Origin of the sequence: Pseudoroseomonas cervicalis ATCC 49957 (assembly GCF_000164635.1) — a bacterium.
GTDB classification, from domain to species: Bacteria; Pseudomonadota; Alphaproteobacteria; order Acetobacterales; family Acetobacteraceae; genus Pseudoroseomonas; species Pseudoroseomonas cervicalis.
On record NZ_GG770780.1, the window covers coordinates 268,207 to 282,548 of the forward strand.

At 72.8% G+C, this 14,342-nt stretch carries 18 protein-coding genes; 10 read left to right on the forward strand and 8 right to left on the reverse strand.

From position 1 onward, the window contains the following. The coding region (locus tag HMPREF0731_RS14650) for a hypothetical protein (protein ID WP_007004938.1) at nt 1-375 on the forward strand (375 nt) is incomplete at its 5' end. Nucleotide 376: 1 nt separating this feature from the next. Here the strand turns inward: HMPREF0731_RS14650 and HMPREF0731_RS14655 are convergent. After that, complete coding sequence (locus HMPREF0731_RS14655) at nt 377-1,642, reverse strand: DNA polymerase IV (RefSeq protein WP_007004939.1); 1,266 nt, start codon at nt 1,640-1,642, stop codon at nt 377-379. A gap of 41 nt (nt 1,643-1,683) precedes the next feature. Further along, entirely contained in the window at nt 1,684-2,598 is a 915-nt protein-coding gene (locus HMPREF0731_RS14660) for an ROK family protein (RefSeq protein ID WP_007004940.1), read from the reverse strand. A gap of 82 nt (nt 2,599-2,680) precedes the next feature. Here HMPREF0731_RS14660 and HMPREF0731_RS14665 point away from each other — a divergent pair, with 82 nt between their 5' ends. From HMPREF0731_RS14665 to HMPREF0731_RS14695, 7 genes are all read left to right on the forward strand, one after another. Continuing rightward, nucleotides 2,681-3,013 carry a DHCW motif cupin fold protein gene (locus HMPREF0731_RS14665; protein ID WP_007004941.1) on the forward strand — a complete coding sequence of 111 codons (333 nt, stop codon included), beginning with the start codon at nt 2,681-2,683 and terminating at the stop codon, nt 3,011-3,013. A 51-nt stretch (nt 3,014-3,064) separates the two neighbouring features. Next, nucleotides 3,065-3,325 (forward strand): sulfurtransferase TusA family protein, encoded by a 261-nt coding sequence (locus HMPREF0731_RS14670; protein WP_040613523.1) that lies wholly within the window; start codon nt 3,065-3,067, stop codon nt 3,323-3,325. Then, entirely contained in the window at nt 3,322-4,251 is a 930-nt protein-coding gene (locus tag HMPREF0731_RS14675; protein ID WP_007004943.1) for a histone deacetylase family protein, read from the forward strand. Before HMPREF0731_RS14670 ends, HMPREF0731_RS14675 begins: the two co-directional genes overlap by 4 nt. A 35-nt stretch (nt 4,252-4,286) precedes the next feature. Beyond that, nucleotides 4,287-4,532 carry an exodeoxyribonuclease VII small subunit gene (locus HMPREF0731_RS14680; RefSeq protein WP_007004944.1) on the forward strand — a complete coding sequence of 82 codons (246 nt, stop codon included), beginning with the start codon at nt 4,287-4,289 and terminating at the stop codon, nt 4,530-4,532. A 5-nt stretch (nt 4,533-4,537) separates the two neighbouring features. After that, nucleotides 4,538-5,440, forward strand: a complete 903-nt coding sequence (locus HMPREF0731_RS14685; RefSeq protein ID WP_007004945.1) for a polyprenyl synthetase family protein — start codon at nt 4,538-4,540, stop codon at nt 5,438-5,440. 35 nt (nt 5,441-5,475) lie between these two features. Then, the gene (gene dxs / locus HMPREF0731_RS14690; protein WP_007004946.1) at nt 5,476-7,428 is read left to right on the forward strand and encodes a 1-deoxy-D-xylulose-5-phosphate synthase; all 1,953 of its coding nucleotides are present in this window, start codon (nt 5,476-5,478) and stop codon (nt 7,426-7,428) included. A gap of 110 nt (nt 7,429-7,538) precedes the next feature. Next, entirely contained in the window at nt 7,539-8,279 is a 741-nt protein-coding gene (locus tag HMPREF0731_RS14695) for a TlyA family RNA methyltransferase (RefSeq protein ID WP_007004947.1), read from the forward strand. A gap of 80 nt (nt 8,280-8,359) precedes the next feature. Here the strand turns inward: HMPREF0731_RS14695 and HMPREF0731_RS14700 are convergent, their stop codons facing one another. The 6 genes from HMPREF0731_RS14700 to fabI all read right to left on the reverse strand — a co-directional run bounded on the left by HMPREF0731_RS14700 (nt 8,360) and on the right by fabI (nt 12,655). Then, nucleotides 8,360-8,509, reverse strand: a complete 150-nt coding sequence (locus HMPREF0731_RS14700; RefSeq protein WP_007004948.1) for a hypothetical protein — start codon at nt 8,507-8,509, stop codon at nt 8,360-8,362. Between the two features lie 151 nt (nt 8,510-8,660). Further along, nucleotides 8,661-9,872, reverse strand: a complete 1,212-nt coding sequence (locus HMPREF0731_RS14705) for a hypothetical protein (protein WP_051014770.1) — start codon at nt 9,870-9,872, stop codon at nt 8,661-8,663. 214 nt (nt 9,873-10,086) lie between these two features. Then, a complete protein-coding gene (gene aroC / locus HMPREF0731_RS14710; RefSeq protein ID WP_007004949.1) occupies nt 10,087-11,193 on the reverse strand; it encodes a chorismate synthase in 1,107 nt (368 codons plus the stop codon). A gap of 136 nt (nt 11,194-11,329) precedes the next feature. Next, complete coding sequence (locus HMPREF0731_RS14715) at nt 11,330-11,518, reverse strand: hypothetical protein (RefSeq protein ID WP_007004950.1); 189 nt, start codon at nt 11,516-11,518, stop codon at nt 11,330-11,332. Nucleotides 11,519-11,521: 3 nt separating this feature from the next. After that, nucleotides 11,522-11,731 carry a hypothetical protein gene (locus tag HMPREF0731_RS14720; RefSeq protein ID WP_007004951.1) on the reverse strand — a complete coding sequence of 70 codons (210 nt, stop codon included), beginning with the start codon at nt 11,729-11,731 and terminating at the stop codon, nt 11,522-11,524. Between the two features lie 87 nt (nt 11,732-11,818). Then, nucleotides 11,819-12,655 carry an enoyl-ACP reductase FabI gene (fabI, locus tag HMPREF0731_RS14725; protein WP_007004952.1) on the reverse strand — a complete coding sequence of 279 codons (837 nt, stop codon included), beginning with the start codon at nt 12,653-12,655 and terminating at the stop codon, nt 11,819-11,821. A gap of 108 nt (nt 12,656-12,763) precedes the next feature. Between fabI and pdxH the strand changes: the two genes are divergently transcribed. Together pdxH and HMPREF0731_RS14735 are read left to right on the forward strand one after the other, a co-directional pair. After that, nucleotides 12,764-13,357 (forward strand): pyridoxamine 5'-phosphate oxidase, encoded by a 594-nt coding sequence (gene pdxH, locus HMPREF0731_RS14730; protein WP_007004953.1) that lies wholly within the window; start codon nt 12,764-12,766, stop codon nt 13,355-13,357. Continuing rightward, nucleotides 13,354-14,342 (forward strand): phosphotransferase (locus HMPREF0731_RS14735; protein WP_007004954.1); only part of this gene is annotated, 989 nt, incomplete at its 3' end. The genes pdxH and HMPREF0731_RS14735, both read left to right, overlap by 4 nt.

The following is a 14,342-nucleotide window of genomic DNA, read 5'->3' on the forward strand; positions in this document are numbered from 1 at the left end:
GGCGCCGCCCCGCCGGTGCTGCTGCGCGACCACCGCATCCTCACCTTCTCTCCGGCCCTGCTCTGCGCCGCTTTGCACCATGCCGGGCGCGGCCAGATGCGCCTGCCGCCCGAGGAGGTGACGGCGGCCGAACTGCTGCCCGAGGAGCAATCGGTGCGCTTCCGCTTCGGCCCGCAGGGCCGCGCGGGCGAGGCGGTGGTGACCGCCCCCGGCCTCGGCGCCACGCTGATCGCCTATTGCATTGGCACCGGCATCCCCATGCCGGCCCAGGCGGCGAAGAGCCTGAAGGTGACCGATCTCGGCGTGGTGCTGGAATTGCGGCTGGTGCTGACCTCGCCGCCCTTCTTCCGCCCGCGCAACGCGGCGGAGTGGTAGCTCAGCCCTTCGGGCGCGGCGGCAAAGCGCGGCCGCGCATCACCGCCTGGGCGCCAAAGCGGGCGCGCAGCGCCTCCTCCGCCGCCCAGCGCGCGGCGCGGCGCGGCGCCTCCGGGTCCACCAGGTCGCCCTGATCGGCGGCGCTGCCCGGCAGCAGCGGCTGCGCGCCGATGCCGATCAGCCGGAAGGCCGTGCCATCCGCCTCCCGCGCCAGCAGCGGGCGCGCGGCGGCGAACAGCGTGTCGGGCAGGCGGCTCGGCGCCGGCAGCCGGGCATGGCGGGTGCGCAGCGCGAAGCCCGCCGTCTTCAGCTTCAGCACCACCCCGCCGGCCGCCAGCCCCTTCTCCGCCAGCCGGCGCGACAGTTTTTCCGCCAGCCGCCAGAGCGGCTGCTCCAGCGCCGCCAGGCTGGAGAGATCGGTGTCGAAGGTGGTCTCGGCGCTGACCGATTTGGTCTCCCGCCCCGGCGAGACGGGGCGGCTGTCCTCGCCGCGGGCGCGGGCGGCCAGCGCCGGGCCTTCCTCGCCCAGGCGCGTCGCCGCCTCGCGCGGGGTCAGCCCCTGCAACTGGCCGAGCGTCGCGAAGCCCGCCGCCTGCAGCCGCCGCGCCAGCACCGGGCCGACGCCGGGCAGCACCGTCACCGGCTCCGGCGCCAGCAGGGCGGCGGCTTCCTCGGCGCCGATCACGGCGAAGCCGCGCGGCTTGTCGCGCTCCACCGCCAGCTTGGCCAGCAGCCGGTTCGGCGCCAGCCCGACCGAGACGGTCACCCCCAGCTCCCGCTCCACCCGCAGCGCCAGCCCGGCCAGCACGGCGGCGGGGGGCGCCTTGTGCAGCGCCTCGGTGCCCGAGAGGTCCAGCACCGCCTCGTCGATCGACAGCGGCTGCACCAGCGGCGTCAGATCCTCCATCATGGCGCGGATCTGCCGGCCGACGGCGCTGTACTTGGCGTGGTCGGGGCGGATCACCACCGCATCGGGGCAGAGCGGCAGCGCCTTGAACATCGGCATGGCCGAGCGCACGCCGCGGATCCGCGCCAAATAGCAGCAGGCGGCGACCACGCCGCGCCGGCCGCCGCCGACGATCACCGGCTTGCTGCGCAGCTCCGGCCGGTCGCGCTTCTCGACGCTGGCGAAGAAGGCGTCGCAATCGATATGGGCGATGGAGAGAAGCGCCAGCTCGGCATGCCGCACCAGCCGCCGGCCCTGGCAGGCCGGGCAGCGCGGGCCGTCCTCGAACAGGCGGAGGCAGTCGCGGCAGAGCGCGGGCATTCTTTTTTCAGTTTAGCCGATGTTCGCGGCATGTTCCAGAGTCAGCCGGCGGGATCGGGCTCCCCGTCCCACAGCCGCGCGGCGCCGAACACGCCGGAGGAATCGCCATGCCGGGCGCGCAGCAGCCGCACCTCGGCGACATCGCCGAAGATGTAGGGCGCCATCAGCGCCGGCACCCGCTCGTAGAGGATGCCGAGATTGGACAGGCCGCCGCCCAGCACGATGGCGTCCGGGTCCAGCACATTCACCACACCAGCGAGCGCGCGGGCCAGCCGGCTGGCATGAAGCTCCAGCGCCGCCTGGGCCGCCTTGTCGCCGGATGCCGCCGCCGCCTCGATGCCGCCGGCATCGCGCGCGCCCTCGCCCTTCCACTCGGCGGCGAGCGCCGGGCCGCAGAGCATCGTCTCCAGGCAGCCGCGCTGGCCGCACCAGCAGCGCGGGCCGGGATGCTCCTGCGGCGCGGCCCAGGGCAGGGGGGTGTGGCCCCATTCGCCGGCGACGCGGTTGCGCCCCTCCAGCACCCGGCCGCTCACCACCACCCCGCCGCCGACCCCGGTGCCGAGGATGACGGCGAACACCACCGCATGCCCCGCCCCGGCGCCATCGGCGGCCTCGCTGAGCGCCAGGCAATTGGCGTCGTTGGAGACCCGCACCGGCCGGCCCAGCCGCGCCGCCAGGTCGCGGTCCAGGGCACGGCCATTCAGGCATTGGGTGTTGGCGTTGCGCACCAGCCCGCTCGCCGGGCTGAGGCTGCCGGGGATGCCCATGCCGAGGCGCGTGGCGCGGGCGCCGAGCCGGGCCTCCGCCGCCTCCACCAGCCCGGCCAGGGTGGCGATGATGCCGTCATAATCGCCCGGGGTGGCGGCGCGCTGCCGCAACAGCACCTCCCCCGCCGGGCCGAGGGCCACGATTTCCGTCTTGGTGCCGCCGAGGTCGATGCCGATGCGCAAGCTCATGGCGGCGGACGATGCCCGCGCCCCGTCTCGCCGGCAAGGAGGGGGCTTCGCCCTCCGGCACAGCGCTGCTAAGCCTTAGCCCATGCAGATCCCGGCCCTTCCCTTCACCGTCACCGACTGGTCCCAGGTGGAGCCGACCCGCCACCCCGGCGAGACCGGCGAGGCGCTGTGGCGCAGCTTCACCGTGGGCGACCTGCGGGTGCGGCTGGTCGAATACTCCCCCGGCTACCTGGCCGATCATTGGTGCGACCGCGGCCATGTGCTCTTCGTGCTGGAGGGCACGCTGGAGACCGAGCTGAAGGATGGCCGCCGCTTCACCCTGCGCCCGGGCATGAGCTACCAGGTCTCCGATTTCGGCGACGCGGCGCACCGCTCCTCCACCACGACCGGCGCGAAGCTGTTCATCGTTGACTGAGCGCGCGGGGCGGCCTTGCGCCGCCGCCGCCGCGCCGTCCATCATGCCGCCATGAGCGAGACCACGCTGGACGTGCAGGGCCTGACCTGCCCCTTGCCCGTGCTGAAGGCCAACAAGGCGCTGCGGTCGCTGCCGCCCGGCGCCAAGCTGGTGGTGCTGGCCACCGACCCCGCCAGCGTCAAGGATTTCCAGGCCTATAGCCGGGAGACCGGGCATGCCCTGGTCGGCTTCAGCGAATCGGCCGGGCTGTACCGCTTCACCCTGCGCAAGCGGGAGGAGGCGAAGGACGCCGTGGCGGAGCCGCCCGGATGAGCGTGCTGCTGGTCACGCACCGCGCCTGCCTCGGCCATTCCAACGGGCCGGAGCATCCCGAATGCCCCGACCGGCTGCGCGCCGTGCTAGCCGCGCTGGAGGCGGAGGAGTTCTCCGACCTGATCCAGGAGCAGGCGCCACAGGCCAGCGAGGAACAGCTGCGGCGCGTGCATCCGGCGCACTACATCCAGGGTATTCTTTCGGTCCGCCCGGCGGAGGGCGAGAGCGTGTCGCTGGATGGCGACACGGCGATGAGCGCCGGCAGCGCCGAGGCCGCGCTGCGTGCCGCCGGCGCCGGCATCGCCGCAGTGGATGCGGTGTGCCGGGGCGAGGTGCGGCGCGCCTTCTGCGCCGTGCGCCCGCCCGGCCACCATGCCGAGCCCGCCACGCCCATGGGCTTTTGTCTGTTTGCCAATGCGGTCATCGCGGCCCGGCACGCCCAGGCGGCGCATGGCATCGCCCGCGTCGCGGTGCTGGATTTCGACGTCCACCACGGCAACGGCACCCAGGCGGCGGTCGAGGCCGATGCCTCGATCCTGTTCCTCTCCTCGCACCAGTCGCCCTGCTATCCGGGCACCGGGCTGGAGAGCGAGACGGGGGTGGGCAATGTGGTCAACGCCACCCTGCCGCCCGGCGCCGATGGCGAGGCCTTCCGCCAGGCCTGGTCCGGCCGGCTGCTGCCGGCGCTGGAGGCGTTCCGCCCCGGGCTGGTGGTGATCTCGGCCGGGTTCGACGCGCATGCGCGCGACCCGCTGGCGCAGCTGCGGGTGCGGGAGGCGGATTTCGGCTGGCTGACCACGGAAATCTGCCGCATCGCCGACCGGCTCTGTGGCGGGCGGGTCGTCTCGACGCTCGAAGGCGGCTATGATCTGGAGGCGCTGGCCGCCTCGGCCGCCTGCCATGTGCGGGCGCTGATGCGGGCCTGAGGCCTGCCTGCCGGTTCCCTGCTGACGGAGTTCCCATGCCCGAGACGCCCCACCAGGACGTCGCCGCCCTGTCCTTCGAGGCCGCCCTGGCCGAGCTGGACACGATCGTGAAGAAGCTGGAGGGCGGCCAGGCGAAGCTGGAGGACGCCATCGCCGATTACGAGCGCGGCGCGGCGCTGCGCCGCCATTGCGAGGCCAAGCTGGCCGAGGCGGAGCAGAAGGTGCAGGCCATCGTCGCCGGGCCGGATGGCAGCGCCACCGGCCTGCGCGAGCTGGGCTGAGCGCCATGACTGGGGACACCCCGCTCTCCGCCGCGCTGCGCGAGGCCGCCGCCGAGATCGAGCACACGCTGGACATGCTGCTGCCGCAGGAGGAAGGGCCGGAGGCGAAGCTCTACGCCGCCATGCGCTATTCCGTGCTGGGCGGCGGCAAGCGCATGCGCGGCTTCCTGGTGCTGGAGGGGGCGGCGCAGTTCGGCGTCTCCCGCGTCTCGGCGCTGCGGGTGGCCGCCGCCATCGAGATGCTGCACGCCTATTCGCTGGTGCATGACGATCTGCCGGCGATGGACAATGACGAGCTGCGCCGCGGCAAGCCCACCACCCACCGCGCCTATGGCGAGGCGACCGCCATCCTGGCGGGCGACGCGCTGCAGGCCCACGCCTTCGCCGTGCTGGCGGGGGAGGACACGCATTCCGACCCGGCCGTGCGGGCCGAGCTGTGCCTGCGCCTGGCGCTGGCGGCCGGCTCCAAGGGCATGTGCGGCGGCCAGATGCTGGACATGCTGGCCGAGGAGGCGACCGAGGCGCTGTCCGAATCCGCCATCGGCCGGCTGCAGCTGCTGAAGACCGGCAAGCTGATCGAGTTCTCGGCCGAGGCGGGGGCGGTGCTGGGCAAGGCGCCGGGGCCGCAGCGGCACGCGCTCTGCGCCTATGGGCGGGAGCTGGGCGCGGCCTTCCAGATCGCCGACGACATCCTGGACGCGACCGCCAGCGCCGAGGAGACCGGCAAGGCCACCGGCAAGGACGCCGGGGCGGGCAAGGCGACGCTGGTCGGGCTGCTGGGGCTGGAGCGCGCGCGGGTGCAGGCGGAACGATTGGCCGCCCAGGCGCGTTCGCATCTCGACAGTTTCGGGGAGCGTGCCGATCTCCTGCGGATGCTGGCCGACTACACCATCGCCCGGAGGTCCTGATGGCGAACACCCCGAACGCACCGGCGGGCGGCCCCATGGGAGGCAATGCCCCGCCGGCGACGCCGCTGCTGGACCGCGTCCGCATCCCGGCCGATCTGCGCAATTTCTCGGCCGATCAGCTGAAGCAGCTGGCCGCCGAGCTGCGCGCCGAGACGGTGCATGCGGTGAGCCAGACCGGCGGGCATCTGGGGGCCAGCCTCGGCGTGGTCGAGCTGACGGTCGCCATCCATGCGGTGTTCGACACGCCGCGGGACCGGCTGATCTGGGATGTCGGCCACCAGACCTATCCACACAAGATCCTGACCGGGCGGCGCGACCGCATCCGCACGCTGCGCCAGGGCGGTGGCCTCTCGGGCTTCACCCGCCGCTCCGAGAGCGAATACGACCCGTTCGGGGCGGCGCATTCCTCGACCTCGATCTCGGCCGGGCTCGGCATGGCGGTGGCGCGCGACCTGAAGCGCGCCATGCCGGGCGAGCCGCGCGACGACCGCAACGTGATCGCGGTGATCGGCGATGGCGCGATGAGCGCCGGCATGGCCTATGAGGCGATGAACAATGCGGGGGCCATGCGCTCCCGGCTGATCGTGGTGCTGAACGACAATGACATGTCGATCGCGCCGCCGGTCGGCGCCATGTCGGCCTATCTGTCGCGGCTGATCTCCTCGCGGCCTTTCCTCTCCCTGCGGGAGATGATGGCGAAGCTGGCGCGCCGCTTCCCGGCGCCGCTGGAGCGCGCCGCGCGCCGGGCCGATGAATACGCGCGCGGCCTGCTGACCGGCGGCACGCTGTTCGAGGAGCTGGGCTTCTACTATGTCGGCCCGATCGACGGGCACAGCCTGGACCATCTGCTGCCGGTGCTGCGCAACCTGCGCGACGCCGAGGATGGCGCGCCGGTGCTGCTGCATGTCGTGACGCAGAAGGGCAAGGGCTATGCCCCGGCCGAGGCCAGCGCCGACAAGTATCACGCGGTGGCGAAGTTCAATGTCGTCACCGGCACCCAGGCCAAGGCGCCGCCGGGGCCGCCGACCTACACCAAGGTGTTCTCCCAGGCGCTGATCGCCGAGGCGGAGGCGGATCCGCGCATCGTGGCGGTGACCGCCGCCATGCCTTCCGGCACCGGGCTGGACGCGTTCCAGAAGCGCTTCCCGAAGCGGACCTATGATGTCGGCATCGCCGAGCAGCATGCGGTGACCTTCGCCGCGGGCCTGGCGACCGAGGGCATCAAGCCTTTCGTGGCCATCTACTCGACCTTCCTGCAGCGCGCTTATGACCAGGTGATGCACGACGTTGCCTTGCAGAACCTGCCGGTGCGCTTCGCGCTGGACCGCGCCGGGCTGGTGGGCGCGGATGGCGCGACGCATGCCGGGGCCTATGACATCGCCTATCTGGGCTGCCTGCCGCAGATGGTGCTGATGGCGCCGTCGGACGAGGTGGAACTGGCGCATATGGTCGCCACCTCCGCCGCCTATGATGAGGGCCCGATCGCCTTCCGGTTTCCGCGCGGCGAGGGGTTCGGGCTGCAGCCCGTGCCGGCGCGGGGCGAGGTCATGGAGATCGGCCGTGGCCGGGTGCTGCGCGAGGGCACGAAGGTGGCGCTGCTGAGCTATGGCGCGCGGCTGCAGGAATGCCTGAAGGCGGCCGAGGAACTGGCGGCGCGCGGGTTGTCCTGCACGGTCGCCGATGCGCGTTTCGCCAAGCCGCTGGACACCGCGCTGGTCGAGCGGCTGGCACGCGAGCATGAGGTGATGGTGACAATCGAGGAGGGCTCGGTCGGCGGGTTCGGCGCGCTGGTGATGCACCATCTGGCGCTGCGCGGGGCCTTCGACCACGGCCTGCGCTTCCGCCCGATGGCCTTGCCGGACCGCTATATCGACCATGACAAGCCGGAGCGGCAATATGCCGAGGCCGGGCTGGATGCTGCAGCCATCGTGGCGACGGTGGGCGCCGCCCTGGGCGATGCCGCGCTGACGCAGCCCGCCCGCGCCTGAGCTTGCGTCCCGCCTGCGGCCGTGGGCGGGACGCCCACTGACAAAAGTCTTTTTGCTTCTTTTTCTTCAGAAAAAGAAGATTTTTTCCTGTGTTTTGAAAGCCTTACGCCATGCCCAAGCAACGCGCCGACCTCGCCCTGGTGGAGCGCGGCCTGGTGGAGAGCCGCGCCAAGGCGCAGGCGCTGATCATGGCGGGCAAGGTGTTTTCCGAGACGAAGCGGATCGACAAGCCGGGCCAGCCGGTGGCGGAGGACACGCCGCTGGAGGTGAAGGGCCAGGAGCACCCCTGGGTCAGCCGTGGCGGCATGAAGCTGTCGCACGCGCTGGACTTCTTCGGCCTGGATCCCGCCGGGCGGGTGGGCGTGGATGTCGGCGCCTCCACCGGCGGCTTCACCGATGTGCTGCTGCATCATGGCGCCACCAAGGTCTATGCCGTGGATGTCGGCCATGGCCAGCTGGCCTGGAAGCTGCGCAGCGACGAGCGGGTGGTGGTGCTGGAGAAGACCAATGCCCGCCGGCTGGATGCCGCGTTGATCCCGGAGCCGCCGGGGGTGGTGGTGTGCGATGCCAGCTTCATCGGGCTGGCGACCGTGCTGCCGGCCGCGCTGGCCCTGGCGGCGCCGGGCGCCTGGGCGGTGGCGCTGATCAAGCCGCAATTCGAGGCCGGGCCGGAGAAGGTGGGCAAGGGCGGCGTGGTGCGCGACCCGGCGGTGCATGAGGAGGTGTGCGAGCGGGTGCGGGGCTGGTGGTCCGCGCTGCCGGGCTGGGCGGTGCTGGGGATCGAGCCGAGCCCGATCCTGGGGCCCGAGGGCAACCGCGAATTCCTGATCGCGGCGCGGCGGGAGGGCTGAGGGGGCCCTCCCGCACCTTCAGGGACCTGCGCCGGCCGGGCGGGGGAAGAAGGCCCGCGGGGCCGGCGGCGTGACCGCCCTCAGGCGGCGCGCCGGGTGCCGGCGGCCTGGCTGGCGCCGGAAATCTCTTGCAGCAGCGACCAGACGCGGTGCGGGTCCATGCGCACCTCGGGGTCGTTCAGCAGGCGGTCGAGCTCAGCCAGCTTGGCTTCCATCTCACGCTCGGACATGGCGTCACCTCCTCGGAGGCAGCAATTGCGGGATTGCATTGCAACGCAGCATGCAGGGAAAAGTGGCAGCAGCGCGACGAAACTTTGCCCTTGCGAGGGAGAGTCGATGTAACTTTTTGTTTAAGATTGTCACCTCTCCAGGCCGGCCGGCTCAGGCGCAGGAGGCGATGGCGGGCAGCAGCGCGGCCTCGCGCGAGGCCGGGTGGGCCTGGTTGCGGTAGCGCAGCTCGCCTTCCTCGGCGGCATCGGGCGGGGCGGCGCCGAACATCTCCAGCCGCGTGGCGCAGGCGGCGGCGGTGATGCGGCGGGCCGGGGCGGTGGTGAAGAAGCGGCGCACGGCGCCTTCCAGCTCCAGCGTGTCGCGCAGGCCGCGCCATTCGGCGCGCTCGATATCGTCGAGGAAGATGGAGACGATGCCAGGGCGGGTGCCGCTCAGGCAGTCCTCGGCGGCCTGGCCCAGATGGCGGACCACGGCGGCGGCCAAGCCGTTCTCGCGCCCGGCGCGGGCGGCCATGACGAAGACGCTGCCGCAGGCCGGGTCGCCGGTGACGGCGAGGTGGGCATCGGGGCCGAACAGGTCGCGCAGCCGCTGCGGCAGGCCCTGGCCGGCGGCCTGCACGCCGGCCAGCATCAGCGGGTCCAGCTTCAGCACGGCGGCGGCGGTGGCGTCCTGGCGCTTCTCGGTGGCCAGCAGGGCGCTGACCTGGCGTTGCAGCCCGGCCAGGGCGTCGGGGTCCTGGATGCCCTCGGGCAGGGTCATCTTCAGCAGGTAGCGGCCGGGATGCGCGGCCAGCCAGGTCTGCAGGTCGGGGTTGATGCCGTCCACCAGGGCGCACCAGTCGGTGCGGTGCAGGTGGCGGCCTTCCTCGGCCGAGAGGGTGCGGCAGACCTGTTCGGCCTGCACCCCGTCGCGCTCCAGCAGCAGGTCGTAGGGGGTGCCCTCGGTCAGGCCGGTGAAGTGGACGGTGAAGCCGCGGGCGCGCTGGCGGCTGGCCTCGCGCAGCAGGTGGAACAGCGGGATCAGCGTGGCCTCGCCGGTCAGGCCGTGCAGCAGCCGCTCGCGCAGCCGGGCGCGGGGCGTCTCGGGCAGGGTGTCGGAGAGCTGCACGGCCTCGCGCGCCAGGGAGAGCACACGGCGCTCGGCGGCGTTCAGCCTCGGCGCCTGGCGGGGGTCGGCCAGCCGGGCCAGCAGCAGCTCCAGCGCGTGGCGCTGCTGGGCGGCGCGGCCGCGCCAGGAATGCGGCCGGGCGCGGGTGGCGAGTTCCGCCATGCGGGCCTGCCAGGCGGCTTCGCCGGCCAGGGCCATGAAGCCACGGCAGGCGTGCAGGGCGTCATCCGGATCGGCGAGGGAAGCCTGGAGCATGTCGGTGCCTCGGCAGGTCTGTCGCCTCTCCTATCCGGATCCCGGCCCGAATAGTCAAGTGCGGAAGTCGGGTATAGCGGGGCGCAGCCGCCCGCGCGCGGGCCGGAGGGCAGGCCGGTCGGGGGCCTGGGCGACAATGCACGACAGCGGCGCGGCGTTGCCAAGCCCGCGCTGTTTTTTCGCCCATGTTTTTCTCGCGGGCTCGGCCCCGCTTTCAGTTGCGCGGCAGGCGGGGGCGAAGGGGGGCGTCCGGGTTCTGCGCGCGGTGGCGCAGCAGGTGGTCGGCCAGCACGCAGGCCAGCATCGCCTCGCCCACCGGCACGGCGCGGATGCCGACGCAGGGGTCGTGCCGGCCCTTGGTCAGCACCTCGACCTCCTGGCCGAAGCGGTCCACCGAGCGGCGCGGCGTCAGGATGGAGGAGGTGGGCTTCACCGCGAAGCGCGCCACCACCGGCTGGCCGGTGGAGATGCCGCCCAGGATGCCGCCGGCGTGGTTGGAGAGGAAATCGACCTCGCCATTGGCGCCCATGCGCATCTCGTCGGCATTGGCCTCGCCATCCAGCGCGGCGCTGGCAAAGCCCTCGCCGATCTCGACGCCCTTCACCGCGTTGATGCTCATCAGCGCGGCGGCGAGGTCGGCGTCCAGCTTGCCATAGAGCGGCGCGCCGAGGCCCACCGGCACGCCCTCCGCCACCAGCTCGATGACGGCGCCGAGGGAGGAGCCAGCCTTGCGGGTGGCGGAGAGCTTTTCCTCCCAGGCGGCGACGGCGCCGGGGTCGGGGCAGAAGAAGGGATTTCTGTCGGCCTCGGCCCAGTCGAGGCGAGTGCGGTCGATGCCGAGGGGGCCCATCTGCACCATCGCGCCACGGATCACCACCTCCGGCCCCAGCACCTTGCGGGCGATGGCGCCAGCCGCGACCCGCACCGCCGTCTCCCGCGCGCTGGAGCGGCCGCCGCCGCGATAGTCGCGCACGCCGTATTTCAGGTGATAGGCCAGGTCGGCATGGCCGGGGCGGAAGCGGTCCTTGATCTCCCCGTAATCCTTGCTGCGCTGGTCCTGGTTCTCGATCAGCAGGCTGATCGGCGTGCCGGTCGTCAGCCCCTCGAACACGCCCGACAGGATGCGGACCTGGTCCGGCTCCTGCCGCTGGGTGACGAACTTGCTCTGGCCGGGGCGGCGGCGGTCCAGGAAAGGCTGGATGTCGGCCTCGGTGAGCGGGATGCCGGCCGGGCAGCCATCCACCACGCCACCGATCGCCGGGCCATGGCTCTCGCCCCAGCTGGTGACGCGGAACAGATGGCCGAAACTGTTGTGGGACATGGGCAGGGCACCGGCGGCAGGGATCGGGGGCGCCGGTTATGCGGGATCATCGCGCCATCCGCCAGACGCCGGGAGGGCGCCGCCCTCCCGGACCCTCCCGCCGGGGTGGCAGGGCCACCCCGGACCCCGCCATCCGTCAGTCGCCGGATTGCACGGGCTTGCGGCGGCGGCCAGGGAAGACATCGACCGGGCCGCCCAGCGTGGCGGCCAGCTCGTTCATCTCGCCCGGCTGCACCTCGCCGGGCGGGATCGGCTGCCCGACGCTGCCGGTGGCGCGATCCTCCTCCTCGAGCGGGGCGGGGTCGGGCTTGCGGTCCTCAGGCATGGCTCAGGACCTCTCGCGGCTGTCATGGGTGTGGTGGCGGTCCCGCTCGCCGCCACCGCCGGAGACGCGGCTGCGATCAGGATTGGTCGGCTCGCCGGGCTGCGGGCCCTGCGGCGGCTGCGCGTGCTTGTGCCCGGTGGGGGCGGATTTCCCGGGGTCCTGGCGGTTCTGGTGGCTGCTGCCGGGGCCGCCATTGCGGTCGGTGTGCGACATGCCTCGATCCTCCTGGGTTGTGGAGGACCAACCGCCGGAAGCGGGCGGGGTTGCCGGGGGGAGGCGCGCCCGCCCCCGGCTTCCGGCTCAGACGACGGAAATGTCCGGCGCGTCCACCGACTTCATGCCGACGACATGGTAGCCGCAATCGACATGGTGCACCTCGCCGGTGACGCCGGCGCCAAGGTCGGAGAGCAGGTAGAGGCCGGCGCCGCCGACATCCTCGATGGTGGCGTTGCGCTTCAGCGGCGCGTTGTACTGGTTCCACTTCAGGATGTAGCGGAAATCGCCGATGCCGCTGGCCGCCAGCGTCTTGATCGGCCCGGCGCTGATCGCGTTGACGCGGATGTTCTGGCCGCCGACATCGACCGCCATGTAGCGCACGCTGGCCTCCAGCGCCGCCTTGGCCACGCCCATGACATTGTAGTGCGGCGTGACGCGCTCCGCCCCGAGATAGGACAGGGTGAGCAGCGAGCCGCCCTCCGGCATCAGCGCCGCCGCCCGGCGGCTGACCGAGACGAAGGAGAAGCAGGAGATGTCGAGCGCCTGCAGGAAGGCGGCGCGCGGCGTGTCGAGATAGCGGCCGCGCAGATACTGCTTGTCGGCGAAGCCGATGGCATGGACCAGGAAGTCCATCCTGCCCCAGCGCTGCTCCAGCTCGGCGAAGACGGCGTCGATGCTGGCCTCGTCGGTCACGTCGCAGGGCAGCAGGATGTCGGCGCCGATGCTCTCCACCAGCGGGCGGACGCGCTTCTCCAGGGTCTCGCCCTGGTAGGTGAAGGCGATCTCGGCCCCCTGAGCGGCCAGGGCGCGGGCGATCCCCCAGGCGATGGACCGGTCATTGGCAACGCCCATGATCAGGCCGCGCTTGCCGGCCATCAGCGTGCCGGTGGGGATCTTCGCTTGGGGATCGGCAGCTTCCATGGGCAGGCAGGACCGCTTCTTCAGGGGAGGGGGGGTGCGGGGTGTTTCCCCGTTGCAAGGGTGGGGTCGTGGTGGCACACCCCCGTCGCCTGGGCAAGGGGGAGCCGCATGACCGCGCCGATCGCCGCCACCGAACCTTTCGCGCTGTTCCGCGACTGGCTGCGCGAGGCCGAGGCCTCCGAGCCGAACGACCCCAACGCCATGACGCTGGCGACCACGACGCCGGAGGGCTTCCCCTCCGCCCGCATCGTGCTGCTGAAGGGGCTGGACGAGCGCGGCTTCGTCTTCTTCACCAACCGGCAGAGCCGCAAGGGCGATGAACTCGCCGCCAATCCGCGCGCCGCGCTGATCTTCCACTGGAAGACCCAGCGCCGCCAGGTGCGCGTCGAGGGCGCGGTGGAGCAGGTCACCGACGCCGAATCCGACGCCTACTACGCCACCCGCCCGCGGCTGTCGCGGCTGGGGGCCTGGGCCTCGCGCCAGTCCCGCCCGCTCTCGGGCCGCGCCGAGCTGGAGGCCGCCCTGGCCGAGGCCGAGGCGCGCCACCCGGGCGACACCATCCCGCGCCCGCCGCACTGGGGCGGCTACCGCGTGCTGCCGGCGCGCATCGAGTTCTGGCAGGACATGCCCTTCCGCCTGCACGATCGCCGCGTCTTCCACGCGGCCCCGGAAGGCTGGCGGATCGAGTCCCTCTACCCGTGAGCATCCCGGCCGGGCAGGCGGAGGCCGCCGCGCTGCTCGGCCGGCTGACCGGCGCGGCGCCGGTGGAGACGCATATCTCCGCCGTCTATGTCGGCCGCGACCGGGTGCTGAAGCTGAAGAAGGCGGTGGCGCTGGAGTTCCTCGACTTCACCGCGCTCGACGCGCGCGCGCATTTCTGCCGGCGCGAGCTGGCGCTGAACGCCCCCGCCGCCCCCGGCCTCTACCGCGCCGTGCATCCGCTGACGCGCGGCCCGGATGGCGCGCTGCGCCTGGGGGGCGACGGCCCGGCCGAGGAATGGGTGCTGGAGATGGCCCCCCTGCCGGCGGCCGATTTCCTCGACGCCATGGCGGCGCGCGGCGCGCTGGACGCGCCCTTGCAGGACGCGCTGGGCGATGCCGTCTTCGCCCTGCATGACCGGCTGGCGCCGGTCGAGGGCTGGGACAGCGCCGCCGCGCTGCGGCGCGTGGCGCGCGAATGCCGCAACGCCGCCCTGGCCACCGGCCTGCCCGCGGCGCGGGTGGAGGGTTGGGCCGTGGCGCTGTCGGCCCGGCTGGAGGGGCTGGCCCCGCTGCTGGCCGAACGCGCCGCCGCGGGGCGGGTGCGGCGCTGCCATGGCGACCTGCATCTGGGCAATCTGGTGCTGTGGCAGGGCAGGCCGGTCGCCTTCGACGCGCTGGAATTCGACGAGGCGCTGGCCACCATCGACACCGGCTATGACCTCGCCTTCCTGCTGGCCGACCTGATGCAGCGGGTCGGGACGGGCGCGGCCAACCGGGTGCTGAACCGCTACGTCGCGCGCGGCGGCGATGCGGAACTGGTGGCCGGTCTGCCGCTCTGGCTGTCGCTGCGCTTCCTGATCCGCGCGCATTGCCTGCAGCGGGTCGGCCAGGACGGGCTGCCCTGGCTGGCGGCGGCCGAGGCGGCGCTGCATCCGGCGCCGCCGCGGCTGCTGGCGGTGGGCGGGCTGCCCGGCACCGGCAAGAG